The following is a 16,032-nucleotide window of genomic DNA, read 5'->3' as shown; positions in this document are numbered from 1 at the left end:
CTAAATAAATTATTTATGACAGAATGCCTTTTCAAATAAAGTTTTTTACCTAAAATCCAKKATACAACGTATGTAATCTTTTCTCCCTTTTGTTTACAATAATATCAATAAAGGAGGCAAATCAAACATGAAAAAAATATTGTTACTATTAGCAAATGGCTTTGAAGCGGTAGAGGCAAGCGTCTTTACTGATGTGCTCGGCTGGAATAAGTGGGAAGGTGATGGTACAACAGATGTGGTTACGGTCGGCCTGCATGAACAGCTGCAATGCACCTGGAATTTTAAAGTCACTCCTGAAAAATTGCTTCATGAAATTGTATTAGAGGATTTTGATGCATTAGCGATTCCTGGAGGCTTTGAGGAAGCCGGTTTTTATGAGGATGCGTTTAGCGAGGAATTTCAGGCAGTCGTTCGTCACTTTGATGAACACAAAAAACCGATTGCAACAATCTGTGTAGCTTCTCTTATTTTAGGCCACAGTGGAATTCTTCAGCATCGTCAAGCAACAACCTATAATCATCCAACAAGTAAACGTTTAGCACAGCTAAAGGGCTATGGTGCAGCAATTGTCAACGAGCGCATTGTGCAAACTGATCATATCATCACCTCCTCCAATCCAGGAACAGCCTTTGATGTTGCCTTTCGCTTACTAGAAACTCTAACATCTGCTCCAAACACAGCGAAAGTAAAAGAATTAATGGGCTTCCACTAAAGCATAAAAAAAGTAGGCTTACACCAATATACTTGGCATAAACCTACTTTTTGTATTATTTACTTACTGGTGCTGTTTCTGATGCACTCAAATCCATTTCCTTTGCATTGTCTAGCACATCTTTTGGAATCGTAATTGTCGTTACCGCATTGAAATCATGATATTTGATCGTTGTTTGCTGTCTTGTTTTGATCGAATTGCCTTCTACTTGCATCTTTAATGTCATGTCCATAGCAATTTCTTCTACATCGAATGTTTCTTTATTAATCAATAATTTATATGTGAGACCATCAAAGGAAATATTGCCTAATTGTGCCTCTAGATCCGCTTCCATTCCTAAATCCATTGCGCCAAGCTGCTGCTTCACTAGCTCTGTGAATTTATCGCCAGAGCCTTTTAATGTTAATTCATAACGGTTTGCTGATTCTACTAATGTAAAATCTTCGGCAAATGCTTGTAGCATCTCCAATTGTTCAGTTGCATCTGGCTGCATCCCTGTTTGGCTCAGTACATCTTCAAATAATTGTTTCGGGAACTTTACCCAGGCCTTTTGTTCTGCCTCATACATATACATACCATCTTTAGCCGTCATATACATTTTAATTGGCAAATTAATCGCTTCACCACTTGTTGGATCTGTTAAAGCCATTGAACCATCAGCAAAGAATTGCATTGGCTCTGTAACAATTTCCATCTTCATGTTGCCTTTAGAATCCATTTTCATGGTTTCCTTACCATCGTTTGCCTCTACTGTCTGAGAGATCGTCATGGTAGCCTTCATGCTTTTTAGCTCTTTTTGCTTGGCTAATGTTTTCGTAAATACTTCCTCTAACAAAGCACTATCCTTTGTTGTAGTAGGTTGTTCTTCTGTTACTTGCTCCTCTTTAGGCTCTTCCTCTTTTACTTCTGTTGTAGGCTTTGTATCCTCAGCTAAGCCTAATGCGTTCACAATAAATGTTGCTAACTGACCACGAGTAACATTTTTATCTACACCAAATTCTTTGGCAGTAACACCCTTCGCAATGCCTGCCTCATACAGAGCTGTTACTGCATCTGCAAATGGACTATCTTGCTGTACATCTGTGAATGGACTTTTACCTTCTGCTGTTAAACCTGCAGCCTCTGCAACCATTACTGCCATTTGACCACGAGTAATTGTGTCATCTGGACGGAATGTATCATCCTCATAGCCTTGTACAACGCCAAGATTAACTAATGTAACAATCGCTTTATAGTATGGGCTAGATGAGTCGACATCCTTGAAATTCGGATTCTCGACAGCCGTATCCGTTGTAGTTAGATGAAAAGCACTTGCTATCATCTTTGCTGCCTGTCCACGTGTCACATCCTTTGAAGGCTTAAATGTACCATCTGGAAAACCATTAATGATGTCTGCTGCATGCAATGTAGAAATACTATTAAAATGCGCATAATCCTCACTCACATCTGAAAATGGACTAGCCGCCGATACAGGTACTACTGCAACAGCAGTAACCGCCATTGCAGCTGTTGCCGCTGTATAAAACTTATGTTTTTTCTTTGTCATAATCAATCGTCCCCCGTTTATGTAAATTTAATGCTTACCTATTAATTTTAGCGAAAGAATTGGAAAAATGCTAGGTTCATTGGAAATTAAATTATAATTATCCATTAAATCCGTCATTTGGTGCTATTTATACATATTTTGGTCACTTCTATCCAACATTCTCTTAATAAATAAAAAAACCGACCTCCTAAGAGATCGGTTTTTATGGTGATGATTACTCAGCAGCTTTTGCGCGTAGAACCATTTGTAGGATACCACCATGGCGGTAGTAGTCTACCTCTACTTCTKAGTCGAAMCGAGCTAAAGCTTGGAAAGTTTTAACTGTGCCGTCTTCAGATTTAGCAGTTACTGTTAAGATTTCACGTGGTTTTACBTTGTCAGTAATGTTAACAGAGATTTCTTCTTTACCAGTTAAGCCTAATGTATCAGCAGATTCACCTGGCATAAATTGAAGTGGAAGAACACCCATCATTACTAGGTTAGAACGGTGGATACRCTCGTAAGATTGTRCGATAACAGTTTTCACKCMWAGTAKRMATGTACCTTTCGCAGCCCAGTCACGASAAGAACCCATACCGTAGTCGTTACCAGCAAGTACGACTAAGCCAGTACCTTGCTCTTGGTATTTCATACATGCGTCATAGATGTACTCTACTTCGCCTGTTGGCCAGTAAGTAGTGAATCCACMCTCTGTACCAGGAGCAACTTGGTTACGGATACGGATGTTTGCAAATGTACCACGCATCATTACTTCGTGGTTACCACGACGAGAACCGTAAGAGTTGAAGTCACGGATTGCAACACCGTTTTCAATTAAATATTTACCTGCAGGTGTATCTTTACCGATTGCACCAGCTGGAGAAATATGGTCAGTTGTGATTGAGTCACCGAACTTCGCCATAATGCGTAAGCCGTCTAAGCCTTTAATAGCTTCTGGCTCTTTTGCAAGACCTTGGAAGAATGGTGGGTTTTGGATGTAAGTTGATTTGTCATCAAATGTGTATAGAGACTCAGTTGATGTTTCAATTGCATTCCATTTTTCGTTCGCTGTGAATACAGTTTCGTATTCTTTTTGGAATAACTCACGGTTAACAACAGTACCTAATACTGCATTAACTTCTTCAGTTGAAGGCCAGATATCAGCGAAGAATACTTCGTTACCATCTTTGTCTTTACCGAATGAATCTTTTTGTAGATCGATATCCACTGTACCAGCAAGTGCATAAGCAACAACAAGTGGTGGAGAAGCTAAGTAGTTAGCTTTTACAAGTGGGTGTACACGACCTTCAAAGTTACGGTTACCAGAAAGAACTGAAGTTACGAATAAGTCATTTGCTTTAATTGCTTCTTCGATTTCAGGTAATAATGGACCTGAGTTACCGATACATGTTGTACAACCGTAACCTACAGTGTTGAAACCGATTTGGTCAAGGTATGTTTGTAAACCTGAATCTTCAAGGTAACCAGTTACAACTTTAGAACCTGGTGCTAAAGAAGTTTTTACCCATTTCGGTACTGTTAGACCTTTTTCTACAGCTTTTTTCGCCACTAAGCCCGCAGCAATTAATACGTATGGGTTAGAAGTATTTGTACGTTGGGNGATCGCAGCAATCGCAAAAACACCTGTTGGAATTCCAAAATCTCTTTAAGCGGATATCGCTACAGAAGTTTTTTCGAATTCATCTTCTGTTAAAACGAAACAGTGTGTAGCTTGTGGTGCAACTACTGCTTCTTTACAACGAGAACGCAGTGGGGAGCGTGTAATTAATTGTTAAGGACGTTTAGGACCAGAAAGGTTTGGTTCGATTTCAGCTAAGTTTACTTCTAAAACGTCTGTGTAAACTGGCTCTAATGTTGGATCAAAGAACATGTGGTTCGCTTTTAGGTAAGCTTCTACAACCGCAATGTGCTCTTCGTCACGACCAGTTAAACGCATGTAGTTTAATGATTCTTCGTCGATTGCGAAGTAACCACATGTAGCACCATATTCAGGAGCCATGTTAGAGATTGTCGCACGGTCAGCTAGTGGTAATTTAGATACGCCAGGTCCGAAGAACTCAACGAATTTACCAACTACGCCACGTTGACGTAATACTTGTGTTACTTTTAATGCTAAGTCAGTAGCAGTTGTTCCGTTTGGAAGATCGCCAACTAATTTAACACCGATAACTTCTGGAATTGGGAAGTATGAAGGCTGACCAAGCATACCTGCTTCAGCTTCGATACCACCTACGCCCCATCCAAGAACGCCGATACCGTTGATCATTGTTGTATGGGAGTCAGTACCTACTACTGAATCTGGGAATGTTTCGAATGTGCCGTCAGCATTTTCGTTTACGTGTACAACTGGAGCTAAGTACTCTAAGTTTACTTGGTGAACGATACCTGTTGCTGGTGGTACAGCACGGAAGTTATTGTAAGCAGTTTGAGCCCATTTTAAGAAGTTATAACGCTCAGCGTTACGTTCAAATTCTAGGTCCATGTTTGCTTGTAATGCAGATGCATTACCATATTTGTCAACTTGTACTGAGTGGTCAATTACAAGGTCAACTGGAATAGCAGGGTTGATTTTGCTTGGGTCGCCGCCCATTTCTTTCATTGCAGAACGAAGAGATGCAAGGTCAACAACTACTGGTACACCAGTAAAGTCTTGTAATACAACACGAGAAGGTTTGAATGGTACTTCTGCCTCTGGGTCAGCACCGTTACCCCATTTTGCTAATTCGTTTACGTGTTCTTCTTTAATTACATACGCATCATATTGACGTAAAACAGATTCTAATAATACTTTAATTGAGTAAGGAAGGTTTGAAACTTTTGCAACGCCAGCTTTTTCAATCGCAGCTAAGTCATAGTAATTGTAAGTTTTACCATTCACTTCGAATGATGCACGGCTGTTGTGTAAATTACCTTGTGCCATTTGCGGATCCCCCTAATATATCTTTTTGAAAAGGCTTTAAAAATGTGTAGCATCTTTTCTCCAATACCCATGATAGCGCATTTATATTCATAAGTAAATTACATTAATATTATCTTTTTTGATAAGCATAACTTATGACCTTGGTTTCTATCCTGATGTTTTTAATTTTTTGATGTGCATAATATCAAGGTTTTGTATTAATGAGGGTTTCTATACCTGTCTAACGAAGTGTATCTAAATGTATTTAACTGGGGCACTTTTTGGGGCACTTGCTGGGGCACCTGAACTTTTTTTAAAATGTGTGCCCCAGTTCGTAAAATGTAATAAATGAAGGTTTGGACAGGTATTCTTATAAGGAAAGAACGATATAAATTCCTTTAAAGTTAATATTATTTCTTTGCCACAATCTGTGGCATTTTTATTTTTTAATATACAAACAACATTCTACTATATTAATACTTTTTTATGATTACAAATAACTACCAAGAGAGTAATTCATTATGAAGATATTCTTTTTTTTATTCGACACTTTTAAAATYAGGAATAGTATACTTTTTCTACTTTATATAATGTCMGSTCGATAGTGGAGCAGAGAACGGCATCCAMTTTGTRAAATTTAACTCGAAAGTATAAACTTTTCAAWAAGTTCTTTATATTATTTTTTTGCTTAAAGKCAGGAAGAAATTCTGAATTTTTCTCCACAWCACCAAAACTTTSAATYCWCWGCTCTACACWMKTCTGACTAAGTATTTTTCTATTTAAAACACTAATTATGGATTTGACCATTCTCTCATCTTCCCCATCGGAGTAAATTCGCTCTGTTATAGTCATCTTTTCGTAAACCAAATCGAGGATAGTTAAGAGGTCGCTTTTATCCAGTTCGGAACATTGAGCCAAATCATCTAAAGCATCTGCTGCATGGGCTATGGCATGAGCCCAGSCTTTTTSTKCRTMATAYCCACKGTAATCTMGCTCTTCTTKTACATTGTAAAATACTTTCTCTTTTATGTGATGAATTTGCTCTCTTGAGAGAAATGGTGATTCTCTATGCCTCGTTAAGAGGAGCGGTATGACTAGCATGGAGAAAGACCGAGTGAAGACAGAGTCTGTATTTGTTTCACCAAGCTTAAAAAGCAAATGGTTTTTATCCAAAACAACCGGTAAAAGTTGTTCTAGTTCGTTTGCGGTGAGAGATTTATCAGGAATCCAGTGTGATAAGGTTGTATAAATTAGCTCATCACGTAGTTGAAGATCGATAAAGCCAATGTTATTTATCATTTCTAGTATCAACTGAAATCTATCGGGAGGTGCTTGGTACCCATTTTCTTTTATTAATATCAACTTTTCTTTTAAATTCATTTTACACGCTCCTATTAGAAAAATTTGTTTGAAATCAACCCTTTATTGATTAGTAAAGTATTCAACTCACGCCTTTTCTTAATTCGCTCAGTTTTTCTACAATAAAATCATTCAAATCTTTTAGTAATTTATTTGAATCATTTATGTAATACTTATTATGCCATCGGAACGTTTCTTCTAGTTCATTTAAATTACCTATCGAATCTAAACTATTAATTATTATTTCGACATTCCGATTAACTGTATGTTCGTAACCATTAATTTGGTCTGATAAAATTCCGATGTAAATATTTTTTATAATTAAAGTATTTAAACAAATTGTTAATTCATTTCGCAGTTTTTCGAGTTTCAGATTGTTTTCGACCAAATCCCTTTTAGCCMTRTCATAAATWCMGTSAYCTWYACSWYWWAAARAAAAYMWATCCTMATATRTGTTCATTAAGWTTTGGTGTGTTTTAGTAATTCTGAAATTATCCATTATTTTTTTGTAGATTTGAGTAGATTTTATAATTTCATGGTTCAACTCCTCTGCTTTGGTAAGGATTAATGCAATGTAATCTCTATCCCTTGCCTGCTTATCTTGTTTTTTTAACGAATCCTCCACTGATTTTTTGTTTGCTTCGATAATGAAATAAGTAGTTACAATTACTCCTACCATTCCTATTATCCCACCCACTATACTACCTATAAGTCCATTATCAACATTTAATCCATCGATCATTATTGTATCAATTACGAATGATGTCCCTAAAATTAGGACAACAAAAAATATGATTCCAATAAAAATGTTTTAAATTTTATCTGACATTATTTAACCTCCCACTAAATCATAATCTGAGAGATAATAAATTGGAACAATTTTCTACAAATTCCACTTTCAAAACATCACCAAACCCTGCCATCTCAACTCATACCGTTTTGGCTGTTTGATGCTGTTTTCAAAGCAAAAGAAAAAGTCACACCTGTTTTAAAGTGTACCCTTTGTAAAGGGTACACTTTAATTTTAGACGTGACCTTTAATATTGTTTTACATTAGATTTGTTTTATGGAATTTTCTTCTAATTACTTTTTCAATGGATTCATATTTGGTAATTCCATTTTCTATTAGTGTTAATTTCGGAAGTGTAAAGTAAATTATTATTGCAGAAGTAATTCCAATAAGAGCACCTACCATTACATCTAATGGATAATGAACTCCTACCCAAATACGTGAAATTCCGACTAATATAGCAAGCAAAATCCATAGAATCCACTAGCCTCTCGTAAATTCCGTTTTCTGCTTTAAGAAAAAAACAAATAAAATGGTATGATCGCTTGGAAATGAATTATTTATTGCTTTTTCTATCAACTGATTTGTATTAGAAAGGACAGCAAATGGTTGGTGATTAAAATGTAATAACCCTGCAAATTTCCCTATAATTTCAGCCAAAACGAAAGCAATACTTGCGCACATAAGCATTATTTTATTTTCTCTATCTTTGGTAAACCAGAACAGAATAACAAAAATAGCTAAGAAAATAACTGTGTATTCAGCAATAATAATCATTGGTAAATTGAAGAATTGAAATTCTTTTCCTAAACTATTAAGCATTCTAAATAAATCATTATTTATTKCTAATATATTCAAGACAATCTCTCCTTTATAGCTTAATAAAGCTATGTTAAGAAAAAATGTATCTTTAAACCATCGTAAAAGGTGACAATTAATTGCTTAAGCTAACATTATTGTCACTTTGATTTGAAAGCCTTTATGATTAGTTGTATCAATTGCTCGTTTCTGACATACACGTACAAGTGAACGTGTTTATTTTACATATTCATAATGTATATTGACTCAATCTGAATAGTGAAATATTTACCAGTTTATGTTATCCTTATATAAATTATTAGGAAGCCTCGGGGGTTGTTTTGTGTTGAAAATACATTCTACAAATAGATATATCATATTTATTTTTGGCATTACTTTGATGATAACTGGATTAGGAAGATTATCTGGTTTCTTTGAATATGATTCAGTTATTCCAAATCAATCTGTTGCACTACTATACATATCTATGGGCGTTTCTGTAATGTTCATTTCTTACTTTGTTAAACCCAAAAAAGAAAAAAGTTAAAAGTTTACCATTCCAGATCTTTCAAGCATGTTCCTCATATTGTGTAGTTAGAAACTGTAAACAACCATCCTTGAAATATCTCTTTAATTCTCTTTTCCTAACAACCATTTCTTTATTGTTATTTACTAATCTTACATACTATTCTTTGTTAGCATGAAAGTTTAACTTTCGTCTGTTTCTCCTTTAAAACCTATGATATAGGTTCTGCGATACTCTAATTTGTTAGGTAGCCAACCCAGTTTATGACGTAACATAAATGGTTTCATAAAACATACCCCTTTATTATAAATTCATATAATTTACTGACAGCCCATATTGACTTTTGTACTTCCTCCATCAACCTCAAATACTCCTATTGTGCAATAATCAAACCGAACCATATTTTCAAATATTACCCAATCATGTTATCCTTTTGTAAGTTATTACCTAAATATCAGGAGTTGTTATAAAATGAAAACACCTTCTAAAATTGGACATATCATATTTGTTTTAGGCATCTTATCGCTTTCAATCGGATCAGCGAGATTAACAGDTGCCCTAGAATACAATTCATTTATTTCAAATAAATCTGTTACAATACTATTCATTGCTATAGGGGTTTCTGTTATGTTCATTTCATTCTTTGTAAAACCTCTAAAAGTTAAATAACTTTACAGAACAATATCTTTTAAATATCTAACTCCAATTGACCTGTTATTTCTTGTACATGATCATTCCAAGCAATTTGATAATTACTTGCTATCAGAGTTAGCTGGAACAAATTTAAAAGCCTCTAACAGTCGAAGGGATAGTTGCAAACTACGTTTTAAAAAGACCATTAACGATATAACCAGTACTCATATTATTTTATAAGTGACCTGACTTTACTGAGAAAGTGAATTAATATCTTTATTACGAATATGAACAACTCCTGTATTACTAACTTTTATATTCACTTCTGTAATGCCTCTTTTTAAAATATGTTCTATTGCATATCTAATCTCCCATTCTTTAACTTGACCAAGATCATTTGAAATACTAGCATGGCTGGATTTCTTATTTTCACTATGAATAATGACTGTCCCTTCACATTCATATACCTTTACAACACCACCCATAAAACCAGAAGCAAAAGTTACAACATCGACTCTTTCTTTTGTTATATCTCGAAATGCTTTAGTTGGAAAATTATATATTTTCGCCATTTTGACCTCTCCTTCCACAGAACGTTTGTTTGTATTTATATTAGAACAAACATTCGCTCTTTAGCAAGGAGAAATTTATGAAAATATAAAAAGTATGTTATGTAGATTTTTTTGAGATTAACGCTTATTCTATGTACAAATTAATCTGCTAATTATTGATAGTTCTTTAACCACTCATAATGCATGTGTAACACCTACTTTTTAATCAATTTCATAACCAATAGCCACCATCCGTTGCTATAAATACCAATATATGTTTAAATGTAAATTACTAGGGGATTATACTAGAATGGAGGAATAATAATGGTAAAAACAATTAAAGGTCGCATTTTTGGTTTTGCTCTACTCTCAGCTTTACTTGTTTCATTTTTCATCTATCCATCAGGTAATGTTTCAGCAGCCGAAATCAACGTTGTTCAAAACTCTACTAGTATAGACAATGTTAGTCCAGCTGCTGTGTATACTAAATATGTCACAGTTAATACAAGAACTTCAACGTTTCCACCTGGACAAATTTATCATGTTGAATGGGATGGAGATTTTAAATACGCAGGATACCTAACAAGATTTGATTATGCATACGATCCTGATGCAGGTATTTACTTTGCAACATATAAAGGAAATATTACAATTCAATAAAATTGAATAAACACCTAATCCCCTAGAGTTTTAATAAAGCATAACTAAGCATCCTGGTCACTTTTAATAGAAGTGACCTTTTTCTTTCGATTAATCCTCGATAAACTTAATTAATTGTCTACCTTCTCCTCGCTAGTACGCTTTTGATGTCAAGTAAAACTTGATAAATTTATCATCAATCTTGAATTGTTTATCGTTTATCACTTTGTACAATGCACATTCAGCTGCTATTGACTCCCCACTTTCTTTCCAGTAGTCCAAAGAGCAATTTTCGCATTTTTTTAAGTAGTTTCTTTACAAATCATTAGTAAATTGCCATCTAAATCTTTGAACACAAAATAAAAATTATCCTGAATCTCTGTAACCAGTTCAACATTATTCTCTTTCATAAATTGATAAGAAGCTTCAATATCATCGGTCAAAAGCTGAATTGATGGAACTTGATAAGTGGTAATATCACCATCTTCTTTTCTCCACTTTGGCATGGAATCTAAAATTAATCCAGCTGTACCTTTCATGGGTACCACGAATAAATGTCCAAAATATTCTTCTCCCCCTTCCAAACCAAGTATTTTTCTGTACCATTCTTTTGCTTTCTCTAGGTTACGAACTGGAACAAATACACCGCCGATTCTGTTTTTTATTGGTGATTTATAGTCATGGCTAGTCACAAATACATCCTCCTTACTAATTTATTTCTACTTCTATTTCAACGTGATATTCTACTATTCCTTCTTGCACACCTTCTCGATAAGTTGAAGAAACAACACTTTTAGAAATAACTAAATAGAAGCAGCTTAAAATATTGTTTCTCACCTTCAGACGTTCGTTTCAAACGTTCAATTAGAACGTCAAACAGCTTTAATTATTGGTACATTCTTTTTCTTTATTTTCTAAACACATCGTTAAAACCAGCAATTTTCTTCTTTATTTTTCTCTAAAAGGTGCTTTATTTTATTATCTATATTTAATAAAACCTGTTTAATTTGTTTAAGCTGATGTTCTCTTTGTAACATCTGCTCATACTTTTCTTGGAATATAACTTTTATTTCAAGTAGATTTTGTATTTCTTCTTTTGTCAGTTTTTTATTTTGATCAATATTTCCCGACCAATCAAAAAGCATTTTGATTTCTTGGAGAGAAAATCCCGTTTGTTTAAGTTTAAGAATTGCTTCTACTGTATCAATGTCTTTCTTGTTATAATAGCGGTGCTTATTTTTAATTTCCGGTTGCAATAAATTCATTTTTTCATAATAACGAATAGTATCTTTACTAAGACCAGTACATATTGCAAATTCACCAATTTTCATTAAAATCTCCTTCTATAATATAAATTTATAAACCATTAGGGCAATTATACAATGGAAAATGAAGCGAATGATATGATGGCTGAAAGTAATTCGTCCATTTGTTAACTTCCCTTCTATAACTGCTAGTATATGTAACAAGATAAACGCAATTATCAGTAATATAAATAACCAACCTTTGCTTGGTATACATAATATTAAGAGAATACTAATTGATATGATAACAAATATGAATGTTCGTACTTCAAATCCAACTTCTTTCCATTTTTTTATCCCTGCCACTCCTATTAAAACCGCATATAACACAATTAGTATAGTTGTCAAAATTACCATCCCATCACTCCATTCTTTGATTTCATTCATCTTAAAAGATGGAGCCGACTCCATGTCAACAGATAAGAAATAGTTCCAAGCTCAAGTATCTTAATCTTCCTCACGAAACGCCCTAGTCTAGCCCTTGACATTTCAAAGTAAAAGAAAAGCCTCCATTTAGGAACCTCCCTAAATGTTTTTTTATTCGCTTAATTAGTACAACCGTGCTAAAATAAATACATGAGTAAAAAAAATAAAACAACTAATCAAAAAGAAATGTCATTTATTGAAAAAGCTCGTAGAACTCAAATTGTGGAATGTGCTATTGAAACCATTGCAGAGGTGGGTTACGCTCAAGCTTCTTTAGGTCAAATTGCAAAACGGGCACAAATCAGCAAGGGGGTTATCTCCTATCACTTTGCAAGTAAGGGGGAATTGTTAGAGCAAGTAATTTATGATTACTATATGGCATGTCAAGCTTATACTGCTCCTCTAATCGAAAATCAAAAATCTCCTATAGATATGCTTAGCATTTATATTGAATCAAACCTTAGATTCATAGATGAAAATCGGCAACATGTATTTGCTGTCATTGAAATTGTTTCTAATGAAAGAACTGCTGATGGCAAACTTCGATTTGCGGCGGATCATGATGATACTATTTTTCTACCCATTGAAAACATACTTACACTAGGAATGCACGCGGGTGTCTTCGGAGAATTCACCAAATTGGCTTCAAGAGTAATGGCGTTAACGATACGAAATTCTATTGACGGATTCACTATTGAATTAATGAGAAATCCCCAGTTAAATGTTGAGGAATATACGAGAGAACTGATTACAATATTCGATAAATCAACTAAAAAGTAATATGTCAGAAAACTTGAGGAGGATAGCTATGCATTACTATGAGGTAATTTGTTCTAGTTGTAGAAATAAATTCAGAGTATACGAGGGGTCACTGAGATTTAGACAGTTAAAGGAAAGAACCGATAAGATTTTTCGTTGCGAAGAATGTTACAGCAAAATTCGTATGGATGCTATTAAAAATTTCTTTAGATAGCTCCTTCAGCCGATTTAGAGAATAATAAAAGGGATTACAAGTTAAATAAGTATAAAGCCCAGGCTCAAAATTAATGAGTATCTGGGCTTTGTGGAATCATTTAGTTCTATCTCTACTTACAACTATGCTATCGTCAGTCGTTTCTCAAAACAAATTCTATCATTTTATTATGCCTATCCATGTTTGCATTAAGAATTTGCTGCTGACATTCTACTTTGAACACAAAACCTTTGCAAAAATAAAAAGCCATCAAGAATCAGGAACAACTACTACTGCCCAACTCGATTGCACTCAAAGCATTTAAAAAGAACACCTATGTTAGGTGCTCTTCCGATCATTTTTTCTTGTTTAAATCATCTGGATAAACTATCGTGTTAATTACATCTCCATTTGATTCATCTTTAAAAATTACTTTGACTTTATAATCCTTTTCATCCACACCATTAAATAATTGATAGTACATACCTGTTAAAGCTAGCCCGAATGAGGCCATTGTGTCAAGACTATTATCAAATTCTTCTTTGTTTACAGATAAAGTGAATTCTGAAAAAGACTTGTCATAGGTTACATCTTTAATAGATTTGAACTCTTCACTTGCTTTAAGCTCATCTACACTTGCTAGAATGCCTTCTTTTAAACCTTTCATCATTTCTTTATGTTCTGTTTCAGACATTTTATAAGTTAAAGAACCATCCTCATTCTTACTGACTTCCTTCATCCCACTGCTTTTTGCCTTTGAAATAACAGAATCAATGTCCTGACCCTCAAAAAATAGAGCTGGAATAGTTACTTCTACATCACCACCATCTTTGCTACCTTTTTCCTGACCCTCACTACAACCAGAACTCAAAACACCTAGTAATATAAATAATGGTAGCATCCATTTTCTTGCCATTAAATCTCCTCCTCATACACCAATATACAGAATATAAAGATATTACACTATACTTTATTAACATAAAGCTCTATTTCTTAACCGCTTCTATACATGAAAAATCATTTCTTTTTTGAGAAACTGATTATCGTTATCTTAATGTGTTTGGTGACGTTCCACATCATAAATAAAATCTATTTCTTACTTAGTGTTCAGTGCTTAATTTTATAAAATTCAACACGTACTCTGATATAATCAATCATGCGTTGTTTTACATTTCTTTTTCTTTACATTTTCTTCAACAAAGGTTGTGATGAATTTTTATGTTTGCAGTACTTTTGGCTATAAGTATTGGAGCTATTCTTGCTGTGCAAACAGCCATTAATGCTCAATTAAGAAAGTTTGTGATTTCTCCTTTTTTAGCTTCAATGATTTCCTTCGCTGTTGGTGTCATCTTCTTAACTATTACATTAGTAAGTAGTGGTTCATCACTGGGGATTCCATTAGATTTATTGTTGAACCAACCTATCTATATATGGTTGGGGGGAATTGGTGGCGCTATTGCGATAACTACTAACATTCTCTTGTTTCCTAAATTGGGAAGTGTGCAAACAACTATCCTACCGATCTTTGGAATGACTCTCATGAGTATGTTAATCGATCATAATGGCTGGTTTAATGCAACACAATATTCCTTTGGATGGAATCGAATCTTTGGCATATTACTAGTCTTACTAGGCGTCCTTTTAGCTACAGCTATACGAAGCAAGAAAAATGAACAGTATTCTCCCCAAACAAATAAGGAGAGTGTGCGGAATCTATGGATTTGGCGCATAGTAGGGATTCTAGCAGGAATGTTACTAGCTATCCAAATCGCTGTTAATGGACAATTAGGAAAAGTTCTTCACTCTTCTTCTCATGCTGCCCTTGTTTCATTCTTTGTTGGTACTATTACCTTGATTATAATTGTTGGGTTAAAAGATCGATCTTACACAAGTATTAAAGAGCCTTTTAAACAAGCTGCTCCTTGGTGGATATGGATTGGCGGGATCTTAGGAGGATCTTATGTTCTCATCAATGTATTTCTTGTCAATCAAATTGGAAATGGCCAAACTGTAGTTCTTGCTTTATTCGGTCAAATCACTGGTAGCTTGCTGGTACAGCAATTCGGATTGTTTAACTCGCTAAAGAATCGAATTCAACCATTACAAATAATTGGTTTAATGGTGATGATAGCCGGTGTATTTTTAATCAGGATATTTTAAATAATTTTCTTTGCTAATTTTGATCGATGAAACTCTTTTTCAAGAATGGATGCGACATTTCCCCAAAACATAAAACCAGAGTTCATCTACAAAATGTAGCATAAACTCTGGTGACAATGGTGGTCTAACTTTATTTTATGAATTGCCTCATGATTATTTCTTCGCCGATGCGTCCTATTAGCCTTTCATTCGTATCTTCAAAACCTACTTTTACATATAGTTTCTGTGCTGGAATATTAGCTTTGTCTACAACTAAAACAATTTCATCGCAATTTGGAAATTCTGCTTTAACAAACTCAACTAGTAATGTCATTCCTTGTTTTGCATAGCCCTTCCCTTGTTCTGTATGATTAATTGATAATGCAGATAATAGCATCGCATTTCTATTCGTAGAATATTTCTTAACTCGTTCATTTGCATTTAGGAGAAAGAAACCAACAGGTGTATTTTCACTTAGAATTACAATGCGATGCTGTCCTTCATTAATTTCCTCAAAATTGCTCGGCAGTGCAGAAAATTGTTTTTGCTCTTCAGTAAGTACAAAAGCGTTCAGTCCTTGCATATATTCACTTGAAAAATGTTTTAATTCAACCTTCTTCAGTTTTTCCATTACATAATTCTCCATTCACTTTTTCTATACTTTACCACTTTATTAGGTTGTGGTCATTCATTTATTTGAAATTTCGAAAAACAACACGTTCGTTAGATAAATAAATCACGTAAAAAATGCCCAGGCT

Annotated in this window: 14 protein-coding genes and 2 pseudogenes; 6 read left to right on the top strand and 10 right to left on the bottom strand. The window is 34.3% G+C overall.

Going from position 1 to position 16,032, the window contains the following annotated elements; genetic code table 11:
- Positions 1 to 127 precede the first annotated feature (127 nt).
- A complete protein-coding gene (locus ACHZEU_RS01140) occupies positions 128 to 712 on the top strand; it encodes a DJ-1/PfpI family protein (RefSeq protein ID WP_054550256.1) in 585 nt (194 codons plus the stop codon).
- Between the two features lie 55 nt (positions 713 to 767).
- Here the strand turns inward: ACHZEU_RS01140 and ACHZEU_RS01135 are convergent, their stop codons facing one another.
- The 4 genes and pseudogenes from ACHZEU_RS01135 to ACHZEU_RS01120 all read right to left on the bottom strand — a co-directional run bounded on the left by ACHZEU_RS01135 (position 768) and on the right by ACHZEU_RS01120 (position 8,164).
- Complete coding sequence (locus tag ACHZEU_RS01135) at positions 768 to 2,258, bottom strand: DUF6612 family protein (RefSeq protein WP_404803914.1); 1,491 nt, start codon at positions 2,256 to 2,258, stop codon at positions 768 to 770.
- A gap of 214 nt (positions 2,259 to 2,472) precedes the next feature.
- A pseudogene (acnA, locus tag ACHZEU_RS01130) lies at positions 2,473 to 5,178 on the bottom strand (aconitate hydratase AcnA).
- A 537-nt stretch (positions 5,179 to 5,715) separates the two neighbouring features.
- A complete protein-coding gene (locus ACHZEU_RS01125) occupies positions 5,716 to 6,456 on the bottom strand; it encodes a DUF2785 domain-containing protein (RefSeq protein ID WP_404804560.1) in 741 nt (246 codons plus the stop codon).
- 1,108 nt (positions 6,457 to 7,564) lie between these two features.
- A pseudogene (locus ACHZEU_RS01120) lies at positions 7,565 to 8,164 on the bottom strand (undecaprenyl-diphosphatase).
- A gap of 283 nt (positions 8,165 to 8,447) precedes the next feature.
- On the opposite strand from ACHZEU_RS01120, the gene ACHZEU_RS01115 reads away from it, so the two are divergent.
- Entirely contained in the window at positions 8,448 to 8,651 is a 204-nt protein-coding gene (locus ACHZEU_RS01115) for a hypothetical protein (protein WP_231595622.1), read from the top strand.
- An 863-nt stretch (positions 8,652 to 9,514) separates the two neighbouring features.
- Here the strand turns inward: ACHZEU_RS01115 and ACHZEU_RS01110 are convergent.
- Positions 9,515 to 9,835, bottom strand: a complete 321-nt coding sequence (locus ACHZEU_RS01110) for a DUF1827 family protein (protein WP_279495184.1) — start codon at positions 9,833 to 9,835, stop codon at positions 9,515 to 9,517.
- 303 nt (positions 9,836 to 10,138) lie between these two features.
- On the opposite strand from ACHZEU_RS01110, the gene ACHZEU_RS01105 reads away from it, so the two are divergent.
- Positions 10,139 to 10,474 (top strand): hypothetical protein, encoded by a 336-nt coding sequence (locus tag ACHZEU_RS01105; protein ID WP_054550262.1) that lies wholly within the window; start codon positions 10,139 to 10,141, stop codon positions 10,472 to 10,474.
- Positions 10,475 to 10,755: 281 nt separating this feature from the next.
- Here the strand turns inward: ACHZEU_RS01105 and ACHZEU_RS01100 are convergent, their stop codons facing one another.
- The 3 genes from ACHZEU_RS01100 to ACHZEU_RS01090 all read right to left on the bottom strand — a co-directional run bounded on the left by ACHZEU_RS01100 (position 10,756) and on the right by ACHZEU_RS01090 (position 12,144).
- Positions 10,756 to 11,145 (bottom strand): VOC family protein, encoded by a 390-nt coding sequence (locus ACHZEU_RS01100; protein ID WP_066037316.1) that lies wholly within the window; start codon positions 11,143 to 11,145, stop codon positions 10,756 to 10,758.
- Between the two features lie 234 nt (positions 11,146 to 11,379).
- Positions 11,380 to 11,784: a MerR family transcriptional regulator gene (locus ACHZEU_RS01095; RefSeq protein WP_053075698.1), complete on the bottom strand. Its 405-nt coding sequence runs from the start codon at positions 11,782 to 11,784 to the stop codon at positions 11,380 to 11,382.
- A 12-nt stretch (positions 11,785 to 11,796) separates the two neighbouring features.
- A complete protein-coding gene (locus ACHZEU_RS01090) occupies positions 11,797 to 12,144 on the bottom strand; it encodes a hypothetical protein (RefSeq protein ID WP_048392655.1) in 348 nt (115 codons plus the stop codon).
- Positions 12,145 to 12,333: 189 nt separating this feature from the next.
- Here ACHZEU_RS01090 and ACHZEU_RS01085 point away from each other — a divergent pair, with 189 nt between their 5' ends.
- Together ACHZEU_RS01085 and ACHZEU_RS01080 are read left to right on the top strand one after the other, a co-directional pair.
- Positions 12,334 to 12,963: a TetR/AcrR family transcriptional regulator gene (locus ACHZEU_RS01085; protein WP_279495186.1), complete on the top strand. Its 630-nt coding sequence runs from the start codon at positions 12,334 to 12,336 to the stop codon at positions 12,961 to 12,963.
- Positions 12,964 to 12,991: 28 nt separating this feature from the next.
- Complete coding sequence (locus ACHZEU_RS01080; protein ID WP_066037314.1) at positions 12,992 to 13,156, top strand: DUF2197 domain-containing protein; 165 nt, start codon at positions 12,992 to 12,994, stop codon at positions 13,154 to 13,156.
- 334 nt (positions 13,157 to 13,490) lie between these two features.
- On the opposite strand, the gene ACHZEU_RS01075 is transcribed toward ACHZEU_RS01080, so the two are convergent.
- Positions 13,491 to 14,051, bottom strand: a complete 561-nt coding sequence (locus ACHZEU_RS01075; protein WP_279495188.1) for a hypothetical protein — start codon at positions 14,049 to 14,051, stop codon at positions 13,491 to 13,493.
- A gap of 302 nt (positions 14,052 to 14,353) precedes the next feature.
- Here ACHZEU_RS01075 and ACHZEU_RS01070 point away from each other — a divergent pair, with 302 nt between their 5' ends.
- A complete protein-coding gene (locus ACHZEU_RS01070; RefSeq protein WP_048392645.1) occupies positions 14,354 to 15,295 on the top strand; it encodes a DMT family transporter in 942 nt (313 codons plus the stop codon).
- A 130-nt stretch (positions 15,296 to 15,425) separates the two neighbouring features.
- Here the strand turns inward: ACHZEU_RS01070 and ACHZEU_RS01065 are convergent, their stop codons facing one another.
- Positions 15,426 to 15,905 (bottom strand): GNAT family N-acetyltransferase, encoded by a 480-nt coding sequence (locus ACHZEU_RS01065; protein ID WP_048392643.1) that lies wholly within the window; start codon positions 15,903 to 15,905, stop codon positions 15,426 to 15,428.
- Positions 15,906 to 16,032: the final 127 nt, after the last annotated feature.

The sequence above is a fragment of the Lysinibacillus sp. S1 genome, assembly GCF_044986265.1.
GTDB lineage: Bacteria > Bacillota > Bacilli > Bacillales_A > Planococcaceae > Lysinibacillus > Lysinibacillus capsici.
This window is presented reverse-complemented; position numbering and strand designations above follow the sequence as displayed.

Bases quoted from the DNA above. Each gene is read 5' to 3' on its own strand.
- ACHZEU_RS01140 (WP_054550256.1), top strand. From the start codon at position 128: ATGAAAAAAATATTGTTACTATTAGCAAATGGCTTTGAAGCGGTAGAG.
- ACHZEU_RS01135 (WP_404803914.1), bottom strand. From the start codon at position 2,258: ATGACAAAGAAAAAACATAAGTTTTATACAGCGGCAACAGCTGCAATG.
- ACHZEU_RS01110 (WP_279495184.1), bottom strand. From the start codon at position 9,835: ATGGCGAAAATATATAATTTTCCAACTAAAGCATTTCGAGATATAACA.
- ACHZEU_RS01105 (WP_054550262.1), top strand. From the start codon at position 10,139: ATGGTAAAAACAATTAAAGGTCGCATTTTTGGTTTTGCTCTACTCTCA.
- ACHZEU_RS01095 (WP_053075698.1), bottom strand. From the start codon at position 11,784: ATGAAAATTGGTGAATTTGCAATATGTACTGGTCTTAGTAAAGATACT.
- ACHZEU_RS01090 (WP_048392655.1), bottom strand. From the start codon at position 12,144: ATGAATGAAATCAAAGAATGGAGTGATGGGATGGTAATTTTGACAACT.
- ACHZEU_RS01085 (WP_279495186.1), top strand. From the start codon at position 12,334: ATGAGTAAAAAAAATAAAACAACTAATCAAAAAGAAATGTCATTTATT.
- ACHZEU_RS01080 (WP_066037314.1), top strand. From the start codon at position 12,992: ATGCATTACTATGAGGTAATTTGTTCTAGTTGTAGAAATAAATTCAGA.
- ACHZEU_RS01075 (WP_279495188.1), bottom strand. From the start codon at position 14,051: ATGGCAAGAAAATGGATGCTACCATTATTTATATTACTAGGTGTTTTG.
- ACHZEU_RS01070 (WP_048392645.1), top strand. From the start codon at position 14,354: ATGTTTGCAGTACTTTTGGCTATAAGTATTGGAGCTATTCTTGCTGTG.
- ACHZEU_RS01065 (WP_048392643.1), bottom strand. From the start codon at position 15,905: ATGGAAAAACTGAAGAAGGTTGAATTAAAACATTTTTCAAGTGAATAT.